Here is a 22,835-nt window from a genome sequence, read left to right on the forward strand (position 1 = left end):
TGGTACCGCGATTCTTTCGCCCCTATCGGATTTTCCGATAGGGGCTTTTTCTATTTCTCACAGAAACAGATGTTAAATAATTCCGAATCTTATGATAAAATTTTATAAGCGCTTACAAATAATGAAGGGAGGTGATACAAGCTATACGAAATCGATATTCAATTTTATAGAAAAAAAGGAGGATGTCTAAATGACAAAGAAAACAGAAATTCCATCGCATTTAAAACCATTCGTATCCACACAACATTATGATCAATACACACCGGTGAATCACGCTGTGTGGCGTTACATTATGAGACAAAATCATAGCTTCTTAAAAGACGTTGCTCATCCAGCCTATGTGAACGGACTACAATCATCTGGTATTAATATAGATGCAATTCCAAAAGTAGAAGAAATGAATGAGTGTTTGGCACCAAGTGGCTGGGGCGCTGTAACGATTGACGGACTTATTCCCGGCGTAGCATTCTTCGATTTTCAAGGACACGGATTACTACCGATCGCAACAGATATTCGGAAAGTAGAAAATATCGAGTACACACCAGCTCCAGATATCGTACACGAAGCTGCAGGACACGCACCGATTTTACTTGATCCTACATATGCAAAATATGTGAAACGTTTTGGGCAAATTGGTGCAAAAGCTTTCTCTACAAAAGAAGAACATGATGCATTTGAAGCTGTTCGTACATTAACGATAGTGAAAGAAAGCCCTACTTCTACTCCTGATGAAGTTAAGGCTGCTGAAAATGCTGTAATTGAAAAACAAAACTTAGTTTCTGGTTTATCAGAAGCTGAACAAATTTCACGTCTTTTCTGGTGGACAGTAGAATATGGATTGATCGGAAATATAGATGATCCAAAGATATATGGTGCTGGTCTCCTTTCTTCTGTTGGCGAAAGCAAACATTGCTTAACAGACGCTGTAGAAAAGGTTCCATTTTCTATCGAAGCATGTATAGGGACAACTTATGACGTAACAAAAATGCAACCACAACTATTTGTTTGTGAATCCTTTGAAGAATTAACAGATGCGCTTGAAACATTTTCTAAAACAATGGCCTTTAAAACAGGTGGAAAAGAAGGTTTAGAAAAAGCAATTCGCTCTGAGAACTATGCAACAGCTGAGCTAAATAGCGGATTACAAATTACAGGTACATTTAGCGAGACAATTGAAAACGATGCAGGTGAATTAATTTACATGCGAACAAATTCGCCAACGGCATTAGCACTTCATAATAAACAGTTAGCGAATCATTCTACTTCTGTACACAGTGACGGATTTGGAACACCGATTGGATTACTCACTGAAAATATTGCATTAGAAAATTGTACAGACGAACAACTACAATCATTAGGAATTACAATTGGAACTATCGCTGAGTTTACTTTTGCAAGTGGTATTCATGTAAAAGGAACAGTAACAGATATTGTAAAAAACGATAAGAAAATTGCTCTTATTTCCTTTATCGATTGCACAGTTACTTATAACGCCCGCGTTTTATTTGATGCTTCATGGGGCGCATTTGATATGGCTGTTGGCTCACAAATCACTTCAGTATTCCCAGGTGCCGCAGATGCCGCAGCATTTTTCCCAATGGATGAAGAAGTTCACGAAATTCCTGCTCCACTTGTACTGAATGAACTTGAACGTATGTATCAAACAGTTCGAGATATTCGAAGTGAGGGGATTTTACACGACGCGCATATCGATCAATTAGTAGCAATTCAAGAAGTATTAAATAAATTTTATGCGAAAGAATGGTTACTGCGCCTTGAAGTATTAGAGTTACTTTTAGAGCATAACAAAGGGCATGAAACATCGGCAGCATTACTACATCAACTTTCTACTTTCACAACTGACGAAGCTGTAACACGCCTTATTAACAATGGTCTTGCGTTACTTCCAGTAAAGGATGTGAAAAATGATGCTAAGATTAACTGAAGAAGAAGTTCACGAAGAATTATTGAAGGTAGATAAATGGATGGTAAAAGATGAGAAATGGATTGAACGAAAATATATGTTTTCCGACTACTTAAAAGGAGTCGAATTTGTCTCTGAAGCCGCCAAACTATCAGAAGAACATAATCACCATCCATTTATCCTTATCCAGTATAAAGCAGTTATTATTACTTTGTCATCTTGGAATGCAAAAGGTTTAACGAAACTAGATTTTGAGCTTGCAAAACAATTTGATGAACTATTTTTACAAAACGAAAAAGCAATTATAAGAAAATAAAAGGAGAAGCCTTTTTAGGCTTCTCCTTTTATTTTGAAATGGATACAATGTCCAAATGGATCCTCGACTTGTAATATTCCATCTTTGTACGTAGCAATCTTGCCAATATTTTTTAAGCTTTCACATACTTGCTCTTTTTGTTTTTCATTCGCTAGTACAACTGTGAAATATTTCAAACCAACAGAACCTGGCATTTGCGGTGGTACCCCTTCACCTTGCCATGTATTTAAACCGATATGGTGATGATAACCACCTGCAGATACGAACAATGCTCCATTACGAGATGGAATCGTTACTTCAAAACCAAGACCATCAACATAGAAACGTTTCGCTTCCTCTAAATCAGCTACATGAAAATGAATATGCCCCATCACAGTACCAGCTGGAAAGCCATTCCATGTACTTCCTTGCTGTAATAATTCTTCACCAGCTAACGGGTTACTAACAAATGGGAGTTCTCCATTCTCATCACGCCAAACTTCTTTTTGTCGATCATGATAAATTTCAATCCCGTTTCCATCTGGATCAGCTAAATAAAGAGCTTCACTAAAGTAATGATCGGCTCCGCCATGTAGTGGATATACCATCTCTACAAGATGACGAAGAACATTCGCTAAATCCTGTCTACTTGGTAATAAAATTGCGTAATGATATAACCCTGTTCTTCCTCTTTGCTTCGGAAAAGCTTCTTTCTTTTCTTCAATGATAAGAAGTGGTTCATCATTTTCATTCCCAAATGTAACGACTGCTTCTTCTTCTCTTAGCACCTTCATACTTAGTACTTCCGTATAAAACTCTAGTGATTTCTTTACATTAGATACGTATAAATGAACAACATCAAGTGTTGTATCGGGATGAAGTTGAAAACTCATCTTGTTAGCCCCCCCATTTAAATTAGTTCTTCTTTGACATTTTTTCTTTTAAGAAATTATCTACAAAGCCATCAGCTTTTGCAACAAATAAGTATGCACCCATTGCTAATAATGCAAGTTCTAATTCGAAACCAGGATTTTTTCCATCTCCCAATAAACCAGCTGACCATTTCACTTTTACGATTGCTCCAACCATAACAAGTGCAAATAATAATCCAATATATCTTACACCTAAACCTAGAATTAATAATAGACCTCCAACTAATTCAAACGTTGCTACACCGTATGCAAGTCCTCCTGGTAAACCAATACTTGTAAACCATCCTGCAATATTGTCAATTCCTGATTGGAATTTTGTTAAACCGTGCATGAAGAATGTTACCCCTAACACGATACGAATAATTAAGTTACCAATATGTTGATTCATTTCATTCTCTCCTTTATAGTTTTCTTATACAAAACTTTTATTTACATTACAAACATACACTAATTTTTTTTATTCGTCAATTCATTTTCACTGGGAAAAAATATATTTTTTTTGCTATGATACAAATAGTTGTTTACAAAAAGGAGCTTGATTTTATGAATATTGGTTCTGCAATACGTGAAATTCGTCAACGTAGAGGCATAACAATTGCACAAATTTGCGAGGGAACAGGTCTTTCTAAAGGATTTATGAGTCAGGTTGAAAATAATAAAACATCACCATCTATCTCAACTTTAGAAACGATCTCCAATTTTTTAAACGTTCCCCTTCCCTATTTATTGTTAGAGCAAAAAGATCGATTAAAAATTGTCAAAAAAGAAGAACGGAAATACAGTGTATACGGCAAAGATGAGCAAAGAATTGAACATGTTGCGGAGCAAGGGGGCCTTCGCCTATCTTTAGTAGAAATCCCTACTGGATTCCCGAAAGAAAATTCACCAAATGCCCATGAAGGGGAAGAATGTCACCTTGTATTACGCGGAAAATTAGAAGTTCAGCACGGTGAAGATATTGCAATTGTAGAAGAAGGTGATTCTTTCTCATGGAATGCATGCGTTCCTCATATTGTTCGTAATATAGGAGAAGAAACTGCATTATTACTCATCTCTAGTTATGCAGAAAATCGAAAACGTGTTTACTAAATAATAAAAAAGAAGCCTGTTAAACAGGCTTCTTTTTATCCCCTTATAATTCCATAACTTGTCCCAACTAGTACAGTCTTCTCATGCTGATTGCGATAAACTGACTCGATTGAAACTTTTTTATAGCCTTCCATTTGCTCAACATTTGTTAAAGTTAGTTCACAAGTGATCGTATCTCCTGTGAAAACTGGTCTAATAAACTCACTTACTAATTCTCTTGCTATGTAATGTAACTCTTCTCCCACTTTCGTCCCAATGCTAGCAGTCAATAAACCATGAACCATTAATCTTCCATTTTCATCGTATTCCACATGGTGTCTACCTTTATCACCGGTAATATTTGCAAATTCAAAAACTTCTTCCTCAGTAAATCTTCTTTCATATTTAAATACATCCCCAGCTTTTACACTCATTTTTATCCCCCTAATAATAAACAGAATTTTCTTTTATTTTATCATAAAACGAGCCTCAATCCATTCTCTATTATCAAAAGTCTCAAAATTACCTCGCTATACTTTTTTACTTTCCATTCATTTATCGGTGACCATCTCTTTTTGCGACTTGATATCCATAATACGCACATGTTCCATTTCTCGATAGCTCTCTAACTTCAAATCCACAGCTTCTATAAAAATCAAAATTGTTCGCTGATGTATGCGCAAACCAATCACCGTGGGGGAAGTTTTTGCAGGCAAAGAGCTACAAGCTTCTTACCTAATCCCTTCCCTCTATATTCACACTTCACAACTAAATTTACTATGTTCGCAATCATAATTCCATCAGAAATGACTCTAACCATCGCAATCATCTCTTCCTCATCCCAAATTGTGAAAGCCCATGTTGAATTTTCGAATGCTATCGTAAATTTTTCAATTTGCCAAGAAGGGATATTATCATTACTCCAACCGGCATCTTCAAATAAAGCTTTAATTGCATATGCTGGTACACTACTCGTTCCCTCACGAATAATAAGTCCATTATGATAAATGTACATGTAACCCCTCCCTTTATTTTCATATACCATTCTTCAAAAAATGCAATTTACCTTTAAAAAAGTAATTTTTTCATCCAACACGCTTAATAGAATAAACTAGAGCATCGATTCCATGAAATGACGTTGTTTTCTCGTAGCTGAGCCCAGTTTTTCTAGCAACAAATATTGAGGCGGGATGATTCGGATTAATAAGAGAAATTAATTTATTCATTCGTAATGCTTGGAAACCATAGTCACGAAATGCTGCCGCCGCTTCTTTTGCATACCCTTTTCCCCAATACTGAGGAAGTAACCAATAACCAATTTCAATTTCCTCTTTTCCATCTATTTTCTGCTTTACCAGCCCTGCATGACCAATTCTTGTTCCCGTTTCCTTTTCAATCAATACAAATAAACCGAGACCGTTTTTATAGCTAGGAATCACCCATTCCTCCAGACTTTTTTTACACTGTATATATGTTTTTAATGTCCCATTTCCAATATAACGCATTACCTTCTCGTTCCCCCATAGTGAAGCGTAGAACTGTAAATCATCCATTGTATATTTGCGAATTTGTAAACGTTCTGTATGAAACATGCTGGCACTCCTTTCCACTAATTTATTCTTCATTTCACGATCATGTTTTGTATGTATACGGTATGTTACTATTTATTATAAAGGAAACTTTAATCAGTGGGGAATTTTGTTCACCCCACTGATTATTAGCCTTTACCAATCCGACGTTTACAGGCAGTGGATCTCCCGTCTAACTTCTTTTCTTTAACTGAATTTTTAGGCGAGAGTCTTACTGCCTGGAAAATAGCGGGATAAATGAACCAATGATAAAATACAGAATATTCATTCTAAATAACTAAAAAAAGCAGTAGACAAATATTGTCCACTGCATCCATATCATAACTAGCATAAAGAAAACTACAATTGAGGGGGGTGTAGGATTTTCAAATATACTAGATACTTATCCCGTTCTAACGGGCGGTAAACTTTCCAATTGTTTCAAGTGAAAAGTTTACCGCACATAAGAACTTCCTTCGTTCATTAAGATAGTATTGCTAAATAATCATATACACGCTTAGATTTCTCTCCACCCATTCGTGCATGTTGAAGAAGAGAAATACCATGAGGGCCAGATGCACGCAATGCTTCTGGTTGAGCTACTAAAATAGCTTGTACAACTTCTAATTCACCAAGCATAGCTGCTGCAAAAATATCCATCCGAGCACCCTTTTCTAGTAAATAAAGAGCAATATCTTTACGACCTACATGTGCCGATGCGCCTAACGCACTTTCCCAATCTGATCCACCCCAATTATAAGAGGCGTGAAGTAAGCTTGGTGATTCAACCAATAGCTCTTGTACTTTCTCTAAATTCCCGTGAGCTGCCATAACAAATTCTCTTACTAATTCCGTGGTAATACGCTCTTCTGTTTGCATCGCTCTTCTCCCCTTTTAGAAATTCGTTTCGGTGTAAAAAAAGGCTTGTCACTTCCTTGAAAAATATCTACATCTATGCCAAATACATGTTGAAACATTTCATGGCATAGTACTTCTTCTGGTATACCATCATACTGAATCTTTCCTCGCTTTAATACAAGTAAACGATCGCTATATTGAGCAGCTTGGTTAATGTCATGTAAAACCATTATAATTGTCATTCCAAACTCCTCATTTAATCGTTTCACAAGTTCCATTACTTCCAACTGGTGAACGATATCTAAAAAGGTTGTTGGTTCATCCAATAATAAGACATTTGTACGTTGCGCTAACGTCATCGCAATCCAAGCACGTTGCCGTTCCCCTCCTGATAAAGAATGTAAAAGACGATATTCATACCCTTCAAGATTTGTAACAGACAATGCCCAATCAACAATTTCTTCATCTTCTTTATTTAAGCGGCTACTCCATGATTTATGTGGACCTCTTCCGAACTCAATTAGTTCTTTCACTGTTAAATCTAATTGATGATCATGCATTTGCGGTAACATTGCTAATTGCTTCGCTACATCAGCACTCTTCATCATATGAATATTTTTCCCATCTAAAATGATGTCCCCTTCGCTTTGTTTCAGTAGCCTTGCTATTAAACGAAGCAAAGTAGATTTTCCCGATCCATTCGGACCAATTAAACTAACGATTTCTCCAGCCTTAATATGTACATTCATATTTTGCATTTGAAATCTTTCAGAGTGTGCGTAAAACACTTTGTTAACGGAAATCACTTTGTTTTCCTCCTCTATGAATTAAATATAAGAAGAACAGACCACCTAAGAAGGACAGTAAAATACCAACAGGCAATTCGATTGGGTCAAACCAACTTCGAGCTATTGCATCCGCAAAAACAAGTAATACCCCGCCGCCAAGGCATGATAAAGGTAGCAAATATCTATAATCATTTCCAACTAATAAACGTAGCATATGTGGTACGACAAGACCGACAAATCCAATAAGACCAGACACACTTACTGCAATTCCAGCTAATAATGTACTTACTACGATTAAATAAAACCGACTTTTTTCCACATTATGTCCTAATAACTTTGCCATTTCATCTCCAAGCATTAACACTCGAATATGCTTAATACCAAAGAAAGCTAATATAATGGCGAATATTGCATAATAAATAATCATGTTTAAATGTGCCCAACTTACACCACCAATACCGCCCGCTAACCACGGTAACACCGATTGTACTTTGTCACTATGTAATAACATTAATGCTGACGTTGCTGCACCAATTAATGCATTGATCGACACCCCTACTAAGACGATTCTTGAAGGTGGTGCCCCTTTTTGCCATGATAAAGCATAAATAACCATCGCTGTTATGAAAGCTCCTAAAAACGCCCCTAGTGGTAAAAAAGCTAGATGCTGTGGGAATAAAATCATGATGACAATTGCTACAAGGCCTGCTCCAGATGAAACTCCGATAATACCAGGATCTGCAAGAGGGTTTCTCATAACCCCTTGTAGCAGTGTACCAGATGCAGCTAAACATGTTCCTACTATAAACCCAATAAGCACTCTCGGTATGCGAAGATCCCATACAATTCGATGAACTGTCGAACCTTCCTCTTGTATACCTGTTAAAATATCTCGTATAGAAAAGGATAAACTTCCTGCGAAAAGACCGTACAAGAGACCTAGGATTGTTAATATAACTAAAGTAACTGCTATTATCCATCTTTTTTTCGCAAAAGGATGTTCCTTTTCTCTTACTACTTCACTACTTTCCATACGTATCATTTCCTTACATCTTGTATACTTTTATACATAAAATCCATTGCTTCTGTAACTTTTGTACCAGGATTAGATCCAAATAAATCAGGTGGCAAAATAACTACGCGGTTTTGTTTTACTGCCTCTAAATTTTTCCACGCTTCATTTTTCATCATTTCGCCTTCGAATGCTTTTTTCACACTTTTTGGATCTCCGTGTGTAATTAAATAAATCACATCTGGATTCGCCTCAATAATACGTTCTACACTTAGCTGTGCATATTGCGGATATTCTTTCGTTTCTGGAAAATCAGAAGCAATATTTTTTCCGCCTGTTTTTTCTAAAATATCACCTGATAAAGATGTTGGTAATGCCGCTAAATAAGTACCTGGTGCGCCATACACTAGCAATGCTTTCACATCGCTCTTTTTCTCATATTTCTTCATTTGATCATTCATTTTTTGATTAATTTCTTTTGCTTTATCTTCTTTCTTCATTACCGTTCCATATAATTCAATATTCTTTTGAATATCTTGTACAGAATTCGCAGAAGAAATGATAACTTGCGTTCCTTGTCCTTCAACCGTTGGCACATTCTTTTGGAATCCATTGTTAGCAACAAGTACATCGGGCTTTAAACTAGCAATTTGCTCAAAATTCGGTTGATGTGCATTCCCAATTACTTGTGCTTTCTTTAACTCCTCTGGAAGAGTTAATTTCGTATCCGGGCGACCTACTATTTTTCCACCTAAAGCATGAATAATATCCATGTCCCCCATACTTAATGTTGCAAAATTTTCTGGCACTTTATCGAATGTTACCTTTCTTCCTGATAGGTCGGTAATTTCGATTTTCTCTTTTCCTTTTTCTGTTTTGGTTGCAGACGCTTTTTCGTCCCCTTTGGCACTGCAACCTATTAACAAGAAAAAAATAGATAAAATCGCTGTAAATAGCGTAATAGATTTTTTCATTCCTTCACCTCTAATTGATAATGATAATCATTAACCACTATTCTACTTTAATTGATAAGGATTATCATTGTCAACACGAAACGCATACATTTTTCTACAAAAAACAAAAAGCGTGACAAAAAGATTTTTTCTTTTCGCCGCGCTCTAGTTAACAATATTATTCACATTCATTTTCCTCTAGCTGGTCACGCATCACTTTCACTCGCTGAAAGAAAAAGAACGATAAACTTAAAAATATAACGATGCTCCCCATCATAACAAAAAATTGGATTGTCTCTTTTGCTCCATTCGGAATCAACAAGCCAACCATTAACAATGTACTTACAGCGAGAAGAATTTGTCCGAACCGAGTATAGTCTTCTATTTTTCCTTTTAATTCTTTCATTATATTCTCACTCCTCCATTTCACTGTATCATATTCTATGAAACTGAAAGACCAGTAAATACAGCCATTCTGGGAGATGTTTTCCAATAAAAAAAGAGCCGCTTTACTGCGGCTCTTTTGTAATCATTATTCACCTTTATATGCTTCCATATAAATTTCTTTCAGTTCTGAAATAAGCGGCAACTTTGGATTAGCAGTTGTACATTGATCTTCAAAAGCTCTTTCTGCTAATACTCCAACAACCTCTTCAAATTGCTCTTTATCTACTCCTTGTCCTGCAATACTCATATTAATATTTAAGCTTTTTCCAAGCTCAATAATTGCTTTGACGAGTGATTCCACCCCTTCTGCTGCCGAGCTTGCTGGAAGCCCGAGCATTCTCGCTATATGTGCATATCTTTCATCTGCCACAAAGTGCTCATATTTTGGGAACAATGCGTGTTTTCTTGGCTTAATAGCATTATAGCGGACTACATGCGGCATTAGAATGGCATTTGCGCGTCCGTGCGGAATATGGAATTCTGGTCCAATTTTATGTGCTAAGCTGTGATTAATACCGAGGAAAGCATTTGCAAATGCCATACCTGCAATTGCAGAAGCGTTATGCATTTTTTCTCTTGCTTCTTCATCATTTCCATCTTTATATGCTCTCGGTAAATATTTGAATACGAGATCAATAGCTTTTAATGCTAATCCATCTGTATAGTCATTTGCCATAACAGACACATACGCCTCAATTGCATGTGTTAAAACATCCATACCAGTATCTGCTGTTACATGTGGTGGTACTGTCATTACAAATTGCGGATCAACAATTGCTACATCTGGTGTTAATTCATAATCTGCAAGCGGATACTTTATATTATTTTTCTTATCTGTAATAACCGCAAATGGTGTCACTTCTGATCCCGTTCCTGATGTCGTTGGAATCGCAACAAACTGCGCCTTATTTCCTAATTCCGGATATTTACATGTACGTTTTCTTATATCTAAAAACTTCTGTTTAATGCCATAGAATGTCGTTTCTGGATGTTCATAGAATAACCACATTCCTTTTGCTGCATCCATAGCTGAACCACCACCAAGTGCGATAATTACATCTGGCTTAAAGCTTCTCATCATTTCCGCACCTTTAAAAACAGTTTCATCTGATGGATCTGGTTCGACCTCAAAGAAAACTTCAACTTTCACATCATTTGCATGCTTGTTTAAATAGTGCGCGACTGTATCGACATAGCCATGTTCAACCATTCCAGGGTCCGTTACAATAAATGCACGTGAAATGTTAGGTATATTTGCTAAATAAGCTGTAGCATGTTTTTCAAAATAAATTTTTGGTGGCAATTTGAACCACTGCATATTCTTTTTTCTATTTGCCAGCCTTTTTATATTTAATAAATGAGTGGCTGTTACATTTTGGGAAACTGAATTCTTTCCGTATGAACCACAACCAAGTGTAAGTGATGGAATAAATCCATTATATATATCACCTATTCCACCTTGTGATGAAGGTGCATTTACAATGAGACGGCAAGCTTTCATACGTAATCCAAATTGCTTTTGCACATCTTTATTTGTAGAATGGATAACTGCTGAATGTCCTAAACCACCGAGGTTCAACATTTCTTCGCAATATGTAAATCCTTCTTCTAATGAATTCGCCTTCACACAAGCTAATACTGGACTCAGTTTCTCACGAGATAACGGATATGCTGCTCCGATACCTTGAATTTCAGCTACAAGCATTTTTGTATGTTCAGGAACAGTAATCCCAACTAAATCGGCAATATACTGTGCTGATTTCCCTACAATATCACTATTTACTGCACATGTATTTTCATTTATAACAAGCTTTTCTAATTTTTTTCTTTCTTCTTCTGTTACAAAGTAACAATTGTTTTCAATCATTTCTGTTTTAACATCATCATAGATTTCTTTATCGACAATGATTGCTTGTTCCGATGCACAAATCATACCGTTATCAAATGTTTTCGATAAAATTAAATCATTAACAGCTCGTTTTACATGTGCTGATTTTTCTATATAACACGGTACATTACCAGGCCCAACGCCTAACGCTGGTTTTCCAGTAGAGTAAGCTGATTTCACCATACCAGCGCCTCCAGTTGCTAGAACGAGTGCTACACCATCATGGTTCATTAATTGTTTCGTCGCTTCAACAGACGGTCTTTCAATCCATTGAATACAGTGTTTTGGTGCACCAGCTTTCATCGCTGCATCATATACTGTTTTCGCCGCTGCCACAGAACATTTTTGTGCGGAAGGATGAAACGCGAAAATAATTGGATTTCTTGTTTTTATCGCAATTAACGCTTTAAACATTGTTGTCGACGTTGGATTCGTTACTGGCGTTACCCCAGCTACTACACCGACAGGTTCCGCGATTTCTATTATTTCTTCATGAGAATCTTCGTGAATAATTCCTACCGTTTTATCTTGCTTTATACTATGCCAAATATATTCAGTGGCAAAAATATTTTTAATGCATTTGTCTTCATATACACCACGGCCAGTTTCTTCAACTGCTAATTTTGCTAGCGGCATATGTTGATCAACACCTGCTAATGCCATTTCATGAACAATGTTGTCAATTTCCTCTTGTGTAAAACTTTCTAATGCTTGTAAAGCTTGTTGACCATTATTTACTAGTGTATCAATCATCTTTTTTACTTCCTGCATTTCATTTACAACTTTCTCTTTGACTACCATGTAAATTTCCTCCTATTCTACTATCACGGTCCCTATATGTCCCTATAGGTCAAAATAAGTCCCAATTAACATAAAAAAATAGAGATGCTTTCCTACATGAATTTCATTGTTTGTGAAATGTTTCACAAGTTTGTTCGTGAGTAACATTTCCTGAATTCAATATACATGAAATCATTTCGTTTGTGTATGTCTATTTTGTGAAATGTTTCACAAAATAATGTAATAAAAAAACGCACTGCTCTATATTAGCAGTGCGTTTTTTTATTATGCTAGCGCTTGTGCTAAATCTTCAATTAAATCTTCACCATCTTCAATACCGACAGAAATACGAATTAATGTATCTGTAATTCCTAATTCTTTGCGGCGATCAGCTGGGATTGATGCATGTGTCATTTGAGATGGAATAGAAATTAAACTTTCTACTGCTCCTAAACTTTCAGCCAGTGTAAAATACTGCAATTTCTCAAGTACTTTATTTAATGTCTCTTCACTATCTACATCAAATGAGATAATAGCACCAAAACCATTTGCTTGTTCTGTTGCTAATTCGTGGTTTTGATGTGATTCAAGACCTGGGTAATATACTTTATTTACTTTTGGATGATTATTTAAGAACTCAGCAATAGCGCGTGAATTCGTTTCATGTTCTTCCATACGAATTCCTAATGTTTTTAAACCACGAAGTAGTAAGAAGCTATCTTGCGGCCCAAGAATACCTCCTGTTGAGTTTTGTACAAAGTGAAGATCTTCTGCTAGTTGTGGGCTATTTACAACTACTAGACCTGCAACTACGTCACTATGACCTCCTAAATATTTCGTTGCACTATGAAGCACAATATCTGCTCCTAAAGAAATCGGCGACTGCCAATATGGCGTCATGAATGTGTTATCAATAATTGTTAATAAGTCTTTTTCTTTAGCAAGAGTAGATATTTTCTTAATATCAGTAATTTTTAGTAGTGGGTTCGTTGGTGTTTCCACATAAATTGCTTTCGTATTTGGACGAATCGCTTCTTTAACTTCCTCTAAGTTTGTTGTATCTACAAATGTATGTTCAATACCGAAACGGTTTAATACTTTTGTAATAACGCGGTATGTTCCGCCATAAACATCATCTGTTAAAATAACGTGGTCACCTTTTGAGAACAACATAATTGTCGCTGTAATAGCAGCCATTCCTGAACCAAATGCAAATCCAGCATGCCCATTTTCTAATACAGCAATCATTTCTTCTAAAGCTGCACGTGTTGGGTTACCTGTACGTGAATATTCATATCCTTGATGCTTACCAACTGCTTCTTGTTTGTACGTACTTGTTTGATAAATCGGTACGTTTACAGATCCAGTTGAAGGTTCTCCTATGCGAATACCATGAATTAACTTTGTCTTTGCTCTCATTTTTTATTCCCATCCTTTGTATATGTCTTTACTTAAATAGCGCTCACTGCTATCAGGAAAAATGGTTACAATATTTGTACCTGGTGCTGCCTTCTCTGCCTCAAGTAAGCTCGCATGAAATGCTGCTCCTGAAGAGCTCCCAACGAGAAGTCCTTCTTTTTGCGCTAATTCTTTCACTCGTAAAAATGCATTTCGATCAGAAATCGTATGAATTTCATCAAAATAAGATGTCTTCAAAAATGGCGGGATAAATTCCAGTCCAATTCCTTCGGTCTCATGTGAACCAGCCTTACCACCATTTAAAATAGATCCTTCTGGCTCTACGATAACTGTTTTAATACCTATATTTTTTTCTTTCAAATAAGATGCAGTCCCCATAAATGTACCGCCAGTTCCTGCTCCAGCAACAAATATGTTAATCTCTCCATTCAATGCGTCCCACAGTTCAGGTCCTAATGTTTTAAAATATGCACGAGGATTTGCCTCATTTGCGAACTGACTTGGAGAGTATGAATTCGGTATTTCATTTACTAACTCTTTTGCTTTAGCAATTGCACCGGTCATTCCTTGCTCAGTCGGTGTATGCACTACCGTTGCACCTAGTGCTTTCATTAATTCTTGTTTTTCAATACTAAATTTCTCTGGTACACAAACAATAACACGTAAATCATGCTCTAATGCTGCAAGTGCCAGTCCAATACCAGTATTCCCAGCAGTCGGTTCAATAATTGTTCCACCCTGGGTAACAAGCCCTTTTTCTAGCGCATCTTCGATTAATTCTCTTCCTAAACGATCCTTAACGCTTCCGCCTGGGTTATAAAATTCAAGCTTTGCAAATAAACGGACCCCTTTCGGAAGTGAAAAACGAGTAATTTCTACAATTGGTGTATGACCAATTAACTCATGAACTCCACGATATACATTCATCGTGTTCTCCCCCTTGTTTGCCAATAAAGAAAAGGCAACTGTATGTATTTTCTTTATATGAGACAGTTGCCTTTTTGTTACATTACTTTAACTCTTCTAACACTTTTACGATAAAGTTTGTAGAATGAAGAGCTGCTTGATCTAAAAACTGATCAAATGAAACATTTGATTCTTTACCAGCAATATCAGAAAGTGCGCGAATGATAACAAACGGAATTTCATATTGGTGGCATACTTGTGCAACAGCTGCCGCTTCCATTTCTACCGCATAAAGATTTTCAAATTTATCACGAATTGCTGCAACACGGTTCGGATCACTCATAAATGAATCACCTGTTGCAATCATACCTTTTACAACTTGAATATTTTCTTCAGCCTGCATACATTTCTCAGCTAATGCAACTAACGCCTCATCAGCTTTAAATCCAGGCGGCATTCCTGGTACTTGACCATATTCATAGTTAAATGCTGTTACATCTACGTCATGGTGACGAACTTCAGTGGAAATAACTACATCACCAACGTTTAGAGAATGATGGAATCCACCAGCTGAGCCAGTATTAATTACTTTTTCAGGCTTATATTTTTCTAATAAAATTGTCGTTGACATCGCTGCGTTTACTTTACCAATACCAGACTTTAACAAGATTACTTCATGCCCTGCTAATAGCCCTTTCGTAAATTCACAACCTGCAACCGTTTCTGTCTCTGCTTGTTCTAATTTGTCACGTAAAATACGTACTTCTTCTTCCATTGCTCCAATTACAGCAATTCTCAATCTAATCCCTCTTTCTATTGCTTAGTTGCCTCCATTACCCAAACGAAATGATTTAATCTCGTGAACGTTACATGGAAGCCATTGTTTTCAAAAATAGTCTGCATAACTGGAATACGTGTATAGTATTCCGTTTGCAAATCGTTTGCTAACTGGTGGAAACCTCTTTCTTTTGCTGTTTCAACAGTTTTATCATATGCATCTTGATCTGCAAATATCGTATCAGCAAACACTATTTTACCACCTTTGTTTAGCAATTGACTATACTTCGCAATTGCTACATTTTTTTCATCATCTGTTAAATGATGAAATGCATAGGTGCTTACAATGGTATCAATTGAATTTGGAACTTCAAACGAAAGAAAATCACCCTCTGTAATTGAAAATTCTTTTGGCAATTTCTCTTTTGCAATCATGCGCATTTCACGCGACGGTTCTATACCGTAAACTGTGCGGCCAGCAAGTAATAATTTATTTGTTAAATTACCTGTACCGACACCAAATTCTAATACATTACCAAATGACTTGTTAACTACATCCTCTAGAATGTCCTCATAATGGGCGAAAACTTCTTTATATTGTATATCTTCGCCTTGTACAAATGAGTCGTACGTATGAGCCCACTCATCAAATAAACCATTAAATTCTGTACCCATAAAAATCCCCCTTTTTCTTATCGGTTTTATCAGTATGATATTCCCTCTTTCTAAAAATGTCAATTGAAATGTACATGGTATTTCCTTCTTTTCTTTGTTACACTATAGTTGATTACATAGGAGAGGGGCCGTCTTCATGTCATTTACCTTTGAAATGTTAGAAGATAAAGTAGAGTTTTTTGAAGCGGGAGACTTAGCTTCTTTAGAACGAAAAATTAGTGAACAAATTGATAATAATAAAGCACTTATGCTTGAAGTTCATCACATCTCTCATCAAATGGTTATGGATCCTGAAAGCAAAAGACCGTATTATAGCGCGGTTGTTCATTTTAAATTAAAGAAATTGCGTTAACAAAAAAGAGAAGCTCCTAAGGAGCTTCTCTTTTTTAGTTTAGAGTTTGAACAAGTACTGGTTTCCAGCCCTCATTGTCTACCCAATCAATATTTACGTAATATCTTTTCCCACTTTGCTTATCTTGAACATCACCATAAGCTTTGCTCTTTCCAGTTTTGTCTCTTCCAACAAAATGGAATACTAATTGCTCTTTCGGTATCTCAACACCTGCAGCAATTGCACTTTGCATCTCATTCCAATCTGATGACCCTTGTTTAAACGTCATCGCCGGTGATGAACCTTGTTCTGTTCCTACAGCTTTCCAAGAAGGTTTTGTGTAAGCCTCTTTTGCCTTAGATACAGTTTTTTCAGCTGATACTTTCTCGTTAGCTTTCGCTTCTTCTTCAGCTTTTTTCTGTTCTTCTTCAGCCTTTAGCTTCTCTTCTTCAGCTTTTTTCTTAGCTTCTGCTTGCTCTTGTTCTTTTTCTTTTTTCTTAGCAGATTCTTTATCTTCTGATTTTCCAGCTTTCTCATTCTTTGTTGTTTGTTGAGAGACTTTCTTATCAGTAGAAGATGCTTGCTCTTTCGTACTAGGAACGAACAATTGATATGCTACAATAGCTACTAATAGTAATACAATAGCGATTGCAATATTTAAAACACCGTTTTGACGACGTTTTTGTTGTTTCTGTTGGAATCTTGATCCTCCTGCCATTCTCCAAACCTCCATGCAGTTTTTCCTAATTGCTATTGTAACATTAAATCTAGAAAGGTTGAACATTTACAATGATATTTTCATGAAATGAAGACATTTCACTATAAATTGCAAGATTACTTTTCATTCTCCAATTGATAGATTGCTCCCACCATATCTTTAAAAATAGGTGTAACTTTATTCACTTTGCTATCAGTCTCTAGATCAACAACAACTAAAGCATATCTTGGATTCTCATACGGAAAATAACCTGCAAACCAGCGATTCACCCTCGTCCCTTTCCCCGTTTGCGCTGTCCCGGATTTTCCAGCGACACTTAGTGGCAACGAACGGAATGCCGTTCCTGTTCCTTTCTCCCTTGTTACAACGCCTCTTAATAACTCTTGTAATGTTTTCACTGTTTCATACGAAAGCTGTTTTCCATTTAACGTATGGCTCTCAAATGTAAAAAAATCCGCTCCATTTTTATATACTATTTTTTCAACAGCTTTCACTTCCATCTTTTCTCCATTCCTCGCAATCGTCGCCATCATATTGGCAATTGCTAGAGGTGATATACGTACATCTTTCTGTCCAATCGCTGTTTGTTCTACCGCTTTTTTATTACTTTTATTTTCTTCATTTCCCCAAATAGTAGTGCCTTTCTCTTCTGACATTTGCTCAAAATGAGGTGTATGAAATACAGAACCTTTCCATCCAACCTTTTCATTTGCTCCTAGAGCTGCTACGTATGTTTCTAACACCGTCCTATCCTTTTGTAATAGCTCGTTACCTAACTCGGAAAATGTCCTGTTACAGCTCCTAGCAAAGCTCTCTTTAAAGTTAAGCGTACCCATCCTAACTTGCGGGTCGTTTTCACCATATAAATCTTTATTACAGTTAAATGTCCGATTAAACAAATTTACTTTTTGATCAATGACTGCAGCTGCAACTACTGTTTTAAAAACAGAGCCTGGAAAATGTGGCGTTAACATTTGATTTTCAAGTGTAGTTTTATATAAATTCTCATCCCTTACTTGTAAAGACGGCTTACTAACCATCGCTAATATTTCATTTGTCTTTACATCAAGTAATACTAATCCCCCCTTCTTTATTTCGTTTGCTTCAATCACTTCTTCTGCTTTTTGCTGCAACTCTTTATGTAAAGTAGTTTGAACCCTAACTGGATAAAACGGATTTCCTGGTGAAGTGTATTTCGCTTGCTTTCCGAAAATTGGTTCTCCTTGCCGATCTACTTGATATAATACTTTTGCCTCTCCATCAGTCAATAGAAATTCATCAAATGATTGCTGTAATCCTGAAATACCTATCGGCGTTTGTTTTGAAATTTTTTTCAATTCTCCATATCGCTTTTGAAACTCCCTTTCGTTCTCCCCTACATCACCAATTAAATGACTGATTTCTCCAGTTTGTTTTAATCGCACTTCAGCTGCTACAATACCTAATACATGTAATTCATTTACCTTCTCCATCTGCTCTCGTGTCACTCGAAATGGAGCAGTTTCTCCTTGTAGGGTAAATGCATTTTTGTTATTTTTCATTTGTCTTCTAATCTCTTGTCTCGACACACCAATGATATGCGCGATTTTCTCTAACATGTCATTTTTTATTTGTAAAAATGGAAAAATAATTAAAACAGGATATTTTTCCTCACCTATTTCTTTACCATTACGATCTATAAACTGCCCACGTCCATCGTCTACTGTAATGGATTGTGTACGTTGCGTAACACTTTTTTCAATTAAATTTATTTTGCGATCAGTAAATGATTCTGTATCTATAATTTGAATTTGGATTAAACGACAAAGCAATACAAACATAACGCTCATAAAACAAATTAAAACAATTGTAATTCTCCGTTTTATTTTCATAAAAAAACACCTCGTCTATTGTAGTTTAGACGAGGTACTATTTTATTTATACAAGCTCCAAAACAAAAATAGATATTATATAAAGCTATTATTGTTTTTTTGGCTTCTCTAAAAATTTCGTAAGAAGCGATTTAAATTCAGTTTCATTCACTCCAGTGTTTTTAGCAACTTCAATTACAGTAGTTGTTACATTAGCCGCTATTTTTAAATAATCCTTACTAAGATTATCCATTTCATTTCTTTTTTCTTTTGCATTCTCAACTGTTACAGAATCAATACAAGTAATCATCTTATCTACAATATGTAAATAATTATTTTGTGCATCTATTATTTTTTGAATATCATCTTTATTACTTACTTTCGATTGTTTTAAATATGTATATGCTTGATTCACTTCATCTTTTAAAATTTTATCATTATTCTTCGCCTGTTCTTGTAACATATTCTTCATATCATCTATTGTTTTTTGATCCATCGAATCTCGCAATAAATAATCTGGATTCCCAATTGCGTAATCATACTTAATCGTTACATCTTGAAATATTTTCATGACAATTGCTAATTGATACGCTACATCAAAATCATTAAATTCCTTTTTATCTTGTGGATTTTCTAAGGCTTTTGAACTCTCAGTTGCTTTAATATCCTTTTTTTCTTCTTGCTTTACTTTTTCTCCCTTTGATGATGTAGTTTCTTCATTCGTTCCGCATGCAGCAAGTCCTAATATGGAGATACTACAAACCAATCCTGTAAAGATTTTATGTTTCATAATTAGCCCCTTTTCCCTTTTAAAACCTATGGTCTCTAATTATGATATCAAAGCTTAAAGTGTTTTTTTGACATTTTTTGTCGAATCACTCTAAGGTTTACACAATTTTTTTCATTCTACAGAAAAAAAAGATTCTCCCGATAGGAGAATCTTTTTTTTATTTTACAGAGACAATCTCTACTTGCATTTCTCCACCTGGTGTTTGGATTGTTACTTTCTCACCAATTTGCTTACCTAATAAGCTTTTTGCGATTGGAGAATCGTTAGAAATTCTTCCTTCGAATGGATCAGCTTCCGCGCTACCTACGATTGTGTACGCTTCTTCATCTCCGTTTGGTAATTCTTTAAATGTTACTGTTTTACCTAATGTAACAACAGTTGATACTTCGCCAGTATCTTTAATGATAACTGCATTACGAATCATATTTTCTAATTGTGTAATACGTCCTTCTACGAACGCTTGCTCATCTTTCGCTGCATCGTACTCAGAGTTCTCAGAAAGGTCCCCGAAGCTACGTGCGATTTTAATACGTTCTACTACTTCTTTACGTCTTACTGTTTTTAATTGCTCAAGTTCGTTCTCTAGTTTTTGCTTACCCTCTTGCGTCATAGGGTATGTTTTTTCTGTTGACATATTTTCCACTCCTTTTATATACCAATCCCCCGAAAAAAAGAGGAGTTCCATATGAAAACTCCTCCGCTTCCATTGTTAGCGGAGGTTTCTAGTACCCTTGCACTAGCGGAGTTGTCACATACAACCCCGTATTTCCAATTCTTCTTTATATAAAGAAGATATGTATGGAAAGTTGATATAAATATGCCCTCACCTATATATAGATGAGGTTGCATGTTTCATTGTATTCGATAGGAAGGGAAAAAATCCCTTCCTACCGTATATCTTTTACTATGCTATTACAAATTTACTTTTTGTTCAAGAATTGTTGCAATTTTTGTCACCATAATATCAATTGCAACGTGGTTTTGTCCACCTTCAGGGATAATAATATCCGCAAATTTCTTAGAAGGCTCAATAAATTGATTGTGCATTGGACGTACAACATTTACGTACTGATCAATAACTGAATCCATCGTACGACCGCGCTCTTTAATATCACGCTGCATGCGGCGCAGAATACGAAGGTCAGCATCCGTATCAACGAATAATTTAATGTCCATTAACTCGCAAAGACGTGGGTCTTCTAAAATAAGAATTCCTTCTAAAATAATTACATCTTTCGGCTCAACTGGAATAATTTCTTCTGAACGCGTATGCAATGTATAGTCATATACAGGCTTATCAATTTGCTCATATGCAAGCAACTGCTGCAAATGTTCAATTAACAGATCATTATCAAACGCAAGCGGATGATCATAATTTGTTTTTAAACGCTCTTCCATTGGTAAATGGCTTTGATCTTTGTAATAATAATCTTGCTCTAAGATTAAAATAGAATGACCTTTAAAATGGTCAAAAATCGCTTTCGTTACACTCGTTTTACCTGATCCCGAACCACCAGCAATTCCAATTACAACAGGCTTATTCGTCCCCATTCGACTATCACTCTTTCTTATTGAAGTATGCTTTTGCGCATCATATTATTCACATACACTCGTTGATCCACTTTGAATTTCACGATTTGCAACGGATGTCTCGCTGCATCTAATTCGTTTCCATCCTCATCCCAAATTTTCTCCACCGTTTGCGTAAAGTTTTCTATTTCTGGTCCAAAGAACTCCACTTCATGTCCTGGTTTGAAATGATTACGTTGCTCAATCGTTACGATGCCCGTTTCTTCATTATAATCTAACACTAAACCAGCAAAATCATACGTTGTTTTCTTACTATGATTTCCAAACATTTGCTCTTGATGTCCTGGAACCCCTTCAAAGAATGCAGGAGCTGTATCACGATTTGCACATTTATCAAGCTCATCTAACCATTCTTGTTTAAACTCAAAGTTATCTGGATCCGCACAATAAGCATCAATTACTTTACGATATACAGTTGCTACAGTCGCTACGTAATGGATTGATTTCATACGTCCTTCTACCTTTAAGCTATCGATTCCGATTTCAATCATTTTCGGAATGGATAAAATTAAATTTAAATCTTTTGGACTCATCGCAAAGTGAGCATCTCCTTCTTGGAATAGAGGAAGCTCTTTTGCATCTTTATGTTGTGATACTGTTTGAACTAAATCATAATCCCAGCGGCAAGATTGGCAACAACCACCACGATTAGAATCACGCGCTGTCATATGGTTACTTAATGTGCATCTTCCTGAATATGCGATACACATTGCACCATGTACGAATGCTTCAATTTCAATATCCACTTTTTCTTTAATTTCTTTCATTTCTTCATAGCTTGCTTCACGAGCTAATACAAGACGATGTAAACCTTCTTCTTTCCAATACTGTGCTGCTTTCCAGTTGGATAGTGATTGCTGTGTGCTTAAATGCACCTCAACAGAAGGCGCTACGCGTTTACAAGTCTCAATGATAAGCGGATCAGCAACGATAATTCCCGTTACGCCAGCTTTTTCAATCCCTTTTAAATATTCCTCTAGCCCGTCCATATTTTCATTATGCGCAAAGATATTTGTTGTTACGTATATTTTTGCTCCATACTTCTTTGCAAACTCAACGCCTTCTGCCATTTCTTCTAGCGTAAAGTTACCTGCATTCGAACGAAGACCAAATTCTTGTCCACCTAAATATACAGCATCTGCCCCGTAATGGATAGCTACTTTTAATTTTTCTAAGTTACCCGCAGGGATTAACAGTTCAGGTTTCTTCACAATAACACGTTTGCCATCGATCACTCGTGAAATTTCTTGTACAGTCATTTCCTAC

The 22,835-nt window shown here is 36.1% G+C and carries 24 protein-coding genes, 1 pseudogene and 1 other annotated feature (1 of these 26 cut by a window edge); of the genes and pseudogenes, 4 read left to right on the forward strand and 21 right to left on the reverse strand.

Annotation, left to right across the window (positions count from 1 at the left end):
* Positions 1 to 27: a binding site (T-box leader), on the forward strand; it begins 201 nt to the left of the window's first position.
* A 163-nt stretch (positions 28 to 190) separates the two neighbouring features.
* Both V6946_RS23180 and V6946_RS23185 read left to right on the forward strand, forming a co-directional pair.
* The gene (locus tag V6946_RS23180) at positions 191 to 1,945 is read left to right on the forward strand and encodes an aromatic amino acid hydroxylase (RefSeq protein WP_000163188.1); all 1,755 of its coding nucleotides are present in this window, start codon (positions 191 to 193) and stop codon (positions 1,943 to 1,945) included.
* Entirely contained in the window at positions 1,926 to 2,240 is a 315-nt protein-coding gene (locus V6946_RS23185) for a 4a-hydroxytetrahydrobiopterin dehydratase (RefSeq protein WP_000979537.1), read from the forward strand. The genes V6946_RS23180 and V6946_RS23185 overlap by 20 nt, the downstream gene beginning before the upstream one ends.
* 14 nt (positions 2,241 to 2,254) lie before the next feature.
* Here V6946_RS23185 and V6946_RS23190 read toward each other — a convergent pair whose 3' ends face one another.
* Together V6946_RS23190 and V6946_RS23195 are read right to left on the reverse strand one after the other, a co-directional pair.
* A complete protein-coding gene (locus V6946_RS23190; RefSeq protein WP_000009849.1) occupies positions 2,255 to 3,112 on the reverse strand; it encodes a VOC family protein in 858 nt (285 codons plus the stop codon).
* Positions 3,113 to 3,134: 22 nt separating this feature from the next.
* Complete coding sequence (locus tag V6946_RS23195) at positions 3,135 to 3,539, reverse strand: DoxX family protein (protein ID WP_001071553.1); 405 nt, start codon at positions 3,537 to 3,539, stop codon at positions 3,135 to 3,137.
* A 155-nt stretch (positions 3,540 to 3,694) separates the two neighbouring features.
* Here V6946_RS23195 and V6946_RS23200 point away from each other — a divergent pair, with 155 nt between their 5' ends.
* Positions 3,695 to 4,240, forward strand: coding sequence for a helix-turn-helix domain-containing protein (locus V6946_RS23200; RefSeq protein WP_001020693.1), 546 nt, complete (start codon positions 3,695 to 3,697; stop codon positions 4,238 to 4,240).
* 35 nt (positions 4,241 to 4,275) lie between these two features.
* Here the strand turns inward: V6946_RS23200 and V6946_RS23205 are convergent, their stop codons facing one another.
* The 13 genes and pseudogenes from V6946_RS23205 to V6946_RS23265 all read right to left on the reverse strand — a co-directional run bounded on the left by V6946_RS23205 (position 4,276) and on the right by V6946_RS23265 (position 16,290).
* Positions 4,276 to 4,653 (reverse strand): MaoC/PaaZ C-terminal domain-containing protein, encoded by a 378-nt coding sequence (locus V6946_RS23205; protein ID WP_000111564.1) that lies wholly within the window; start codon positions 4,651 to 4,653, stop codon positions 4,276 to 4,278.
* Positions 4,654 to 4,774: 121 nt separating this feature from the next.
* Positions 4,775 to 5,234, reverse strand: a pseudogene (locus V6946_RS23210) (GNAT family N-acetyltransferase).
* A gap of 70 nt (positions 5,235 to 5,304) precedes the next feature.
* Positions 5,305 to 5,844, reverse strand: coding sequence for a GNAT family N-acetyltransferase (locus V6946_RS23215; protein ID WP_139848815.1), 540 nt, complete (start codon positions 5,842 to 5,844; stop codon positions 5,305 to 5,307).
* Positions 5,845 to 6,270: 426 nt separating this feature from the next.
* Positions 6,271 to 6,666, reverse strand: coding sequence for an ankyrin repeat domain-containing protein (locus V6946_RS23220; protein ID WP_001192770.1), 396 nt, complete (start codon positions 6,664 to 6,666; stop codon positions 6,271 to 6,273).
* Positions 6,633 to 7,451 carry an ABC transporter ATP-binding protein gene (locus V6946_RS23225; protein ID WP_006926759.1) on the reverse strand — a complete coding sequence of 273 codons (819 nt, stop codon included), beginning with the start codon at positions 7,449 to 7,451 and terminating at the stop codon, positions 6,633 to 6,635. Before V6946_RS23225 ends, V6946_RS23220 begins: the two co-directional genes overlap by 34 nt.
* Positions 7,438 to 8,466: an iron ABC transporter permease gene (locus V6946_RS23230; protein WP_366981388.1), complete on the reverse strand. Its 1,029-nt coding sequence runs from the start codon at positions 8,464 to 8,466 to the stop codon at positions 7,438 to 7,440. Before V6946_RS23230 ends, V6946_RS23225 begins: the two co-directional genes overlap by 14 nt.
* Before the next feature lie 5 nt (positions 8,467 to 8,471).
* Entirely contained in the window at positions 8,472 to 9,419 is a 948-nt protein-coding gene (locus tag V6946_RS23235; RefSeq protein ID WP_000748452.1) for an ABC transporter substrate-binding protein, read from the reverse strand.
* A 157-nt stretch (positions 9,420 to 9,576) separates the two neighbouring features.
* Complete coding sequence (locus V6946_RS23240) at positions 9,577 to 9,804, reverse strand: YrhC family protein (protein WP_000661263.1); 228 nt, start codon at positions 9,802 to 9,804, stop codon at positions 9,577 to 9,579.
* Between the two features lie 126 nt (positions 9,805 to 9,930).
* Positions 9,931 to 12,534, reverse strand: coding sequence for a bifunctional acetaldehyde-CoA/alcohol dehydrogenase (adhE, locus tag V6946_RS23245; protein WP_000260507.1), 2,604 nt, complete (start codon positions 12,532 to 12,534; stop codon positions 9,931 to 9,933).
* A gap of 264 nt (positions 12,535 to 12,798) precedes the next feature.
* Positions 12,799 to 13,932 (reverse strand): bifunctional cystathionine gamma-lyase/homocysteine desulfhydrase, encoded by a 1,134-nt coding sequence (locus tag V6946_RS23250; RefSeq protein WP_001201917.1) that lies wholly within the window; start codon positions 13,930 to 13,932, stop codon positions 12,799 to 12,801.
* Between the two features lie 3 nt (positions 13,933 to 13,935).
* The gene (locus V6946_RS23255) at positions 13,936 to 14,859 is read right to left on the reverse strand and encodes an O-acetylserine dependent cystathionine beta-synthase (RefSeq protein WP_001103878.1); all 924 of its coding nucleotides are present in this window, start codon (positions 14,857 to 14,859) and stop codon (positions 13,936 to 13,938) included.
* Between the two features lie 82 nt (positions 14,860 to 14,941).
* Positions 14,942 to 15,637, reverse strand: a complete 696-nt coding sequence (gene mtnN / locus V6946_RS23260; protein ID WP_001217024.1) for a 5'-methylthioadenosine/S-adenosylhomocysteine nucleosidase — start codon at positions 15,635 to 15,637, stop codon at positions 14,942 to 14,944.
* 14 nt (positions 15,638 to 15,651) lie between these two features.
* Complete coding sequence (locus V6946_RS23265; RefSeq protein ID WP_000536320.1) at positions 15,652 to 16,290, reverse strand: class I SAM-dependent methyltransferase; 639 nt, start codon at positions 16,288 to 16,290, stop codon at positions 15,652 to 15,654.
* A 136-nt stretch (positions 16,291 to 16,426) separates the two neighbouring features.
* Here V6946_RS23265 and V6946_RS23270 point away from each other — a divergent pair, with 136 nt between their 5' ends.
* Positions 16,427 to 16,642 (forward strand): YrzA family protein, encoded by a 216-nt coding sequence (locus V6946_RS23270; protein ID WP_000010984.1) that lies wholly within the window; start codon positions 16,427 to 16,429, stop codon positions 16,640 to 16,642.
* Between the two features lie 34 nt (positions 16,643 to 16,676).
* Here the strand turns inward: V6946_RS23270 and V6946_RS23275 are convergent, their stop codons facing one another.
* The 6 genes from V6946_RS23275 to V6946_RS23300 all read right to left on the reverse strand — a co-directional run bounded on the left by V6946_RS23275 (position 16,677) and on the right by V6946_RS23300 (position 22,828).
* On the reverse strand, positions 16,677 to 17,339 hold the full coding sequence (locus tag V6946_RS23275; RefSeq protein WP_000897098.1) for a YrrS family protein: 663 nt from the start codon (positions 17,337 to 17,339) through the stop codon (positions 16,677 to 16,679).
* Positions 17,340 to 17,455: 116 nt separating this feature from the next.
* Complete coding sequence (locus tag V6946_RS23280; protein ID WP_000695153.1) at positions 17,456 to 19,210, reverse strand: penicillin-binding protein 2; 1,755 nt, start codon at positions 19,208 to 19,210, stop codon at positions 17,456 to 17,458.
* Between the two features lie 88 nt (positions 19,211 to 19,298).
* Positions 19,299 to 19,979 carry a hypothetical protein gene (locus tag V6946_RS23285; protein WP_006926755.1) on the reverse strand — a complete coding sequence of 227 codons (681 nt, stop codon included), beginning with the start codon at positions 19,977 to 19,979 and terminating at the stop codon, positions 19,299 to 19,301.
* 157 nt (positions 19,980 to 20,136) lie between these two features.
* A complete protein-coding gene (greA, locus tag V6946_RS23290; protein ID WP_000102591.1) occupies positions 20,137 to 20,613 on the reverse strand; it encodes a transcription elongation factor GreA in 477 nt (158 codons plus the stop codon).
* Between the two features lie 278 nt (positions 20,614 to 20,891).
* The gene (gene udk, locus V6946_RS23295) at positions 20,892 to 21,530 is read right to left on the reverse strand and encodes a uridine kinase (RefSeq protein WP_000537078.1); all 639 of its coding nucleotides are present in this window, start codon (positions 21,528 to 21,530) and stop codon (positions 20,892 to 20,894) included.
* Between the two features lie 17 nt (positions 21,531 to 21,547).
* The gene (locus V6946_RS23300) at positions 21,548 to 22,828 is read right to left on the reverse strand and encodes a U32 family peptidase (protein WP_000217974.1); all 1,281 of its coding nucleotides are present in this window, start codon (positions 22,826 to 22,828) and stop codon (positions 21,548 to 21,550) included.
* Between the last annotated feature and the right edge of the window lie 7 nt (positions 22,829 to 22,835).

The sequence above is a fragment of the Bacillus sp. PPSBB_2 genome (assembly GCF_045291115.1).
Taxonomy (GTDB): domain Bacteria; phylum Bacillota; class Bacilli; order Bacillales; family Bacillaceae_G; genus Bacillus_A; species Bacillus_A cereus.

Excerpts from the sequence above, each read along its gene's own strand:
- V6946_RS23255 (WP_001103878.1), bottom strand. The coding sequence starts at position 14,859 with ATGAATGTATATCGTGGAGTTCATGAGTTAATTGGTCATACACCAATT.
- V6946_RS23195 (WP_001071553.1), bottom strand. The coding sequence starts at position 3,539 with ATGAATCAACATATTGGTAACTTAATTATTCGTATCGTGTTAGGGGTA.
- V6946_RS23190 (WP_000009849.1), bottom strand. The coding sequence starts at position 3,112 with ATGAGTTTTCAACTTCATCCCGATACAACACTTGATGTTGTTCATTTA.
- V6946_RS23280 (WP_000695153.1), bottom strand. The coding sequence starts at position 19,210 with ATGAAAATAAAACGGAGAATTACAATTGTTTTAATTTGTTTTATGAGC.
- V6946_RS23180 (WP_000163188.1), top strand. The coding sequence starts at position 191 with ATGACAAAGAAAACAGAAATTCCATCGCATTTAAAACCATTCGTATCC.
- V6946_RS23220 (WP_001192770.1), bottom strand. The coding sequence starts at position 6,666 with ATGCAAACAGAAGAGCGTATTACCACGGAATTAGTAAGAGAATTTGTT.
- V6946_RS23215 (WP_139848815.1), bottom strand. The coding sequence starts at position 5,844 with ATGAAGAATAAATTAGTGGAAAGGAGTGCCAGCATGTTTCATACAGAA.
- V6946_RS23235 (WP_000748452.1), bottom strand. The coding sequence starts at position 9,419 with ATGAAAAAATCTATTACGCTATTTACAGCGATTTTATCTATTTTTTTC.
- V6946_RS23240 (WP_000661263.1), bottom strand. The coding sequence starts at position 9,804 with ATGAAAGAATTAAAAGGAAAAATAGAAGACTATACTCGGTTCGGACAA.
- V6946_RS23300 (WP_000217974.1), bottom strand. The coding sequence starts at position 22,828 with ATGACTGTACAAGAAATTTCACGAGTGATCGATGGCAAACGTGTTATT.
- adhE (WP_000260507.1), bottom strand. The coding sequence starts at position 12,534 with ATGGTAGTCAAAGAGAAAGTTGTAAATGAAATGCAGGAAGTAAAAAAG.
- V6946_RS23230 (WP_366981388.1), bottom strand. The coding sequence starts at position 8,466 with ATGGAAAGTAGTGAAGTAGTAAGAGAAAAGGAACATCCTTTTGCGAAA.
- V6946_RS23270 (WP_000010984.1), top strand. The coding sequence starts at position 16,427 with ATGTCATTTACCTTTGAAATGTTAGAAGATAAAGTAGAGTTTTTTGAA.
- V6946_RS23205 (WP_000111564.1), bottom strand. The coding sequence starts at position 4,653 with ATGAGTGTAAAAGCTGGGGATGTATTTAAATATGAAAGAAGATTTACT.
- greA (WP_000102591.1), bottom strand. The coding sequence starts at position 20,613 with ATGTCAACAGAAAAAACATACCCTATGACGCAAGAGGGTAAGCAAAAA.
- V6946_RS23275 (WP_000897098.1), bottom strand. The coding sequence starts at position 17,339 with ATGGCAGGAGGATCAAGATTCCAACAGAAACAACAAAAACGTCGTCAA.
- V6946_RS23265 (WP_000536320.1), bottom strand. The coding sequence starts at position 16,290 with ATGGGTACAGAATTTAATGGTTTATTTGATGAGTGGGCTCATACGTAC.
- udk (WP_000537078.1), bottom strand. The coding sequence starts at position 21,530 with ATGGGGACGAATAAGCCTGTTGTAATTGGAATTGCTGGTGGTTCGGGA.
- V6946_RS23200 (WP_001020693.1), top strand. The coding sequence starts at position 3,695 with ATGAATATTGGTTCTGCAATACGTGAAATTCGTCAACGTAGAGGCATA.
- V6946_RS23285 (WP_006926755.1), bottom strand. The coding sequence starts at position 19,979 with ATGAAACATAAAATCTTTACAGGATTGGTTTGTAGTATCTCCATATTA.
- V6946_RS23185 (WP_000979537.1), top strand. The coding sequence starts at position 1,926 with ATGATGCTAAGATTAACTGAAGAAGAAGTTCACGAAGAATTATTGAAG.
- V6946_RS23250 (WP_001201917.1), bottom strand. The coding sequence starts at position 13,932 with ATGAGAGCAAAGACAAAGTTAATTCATGGTATTCGCATAGGAGAACCT.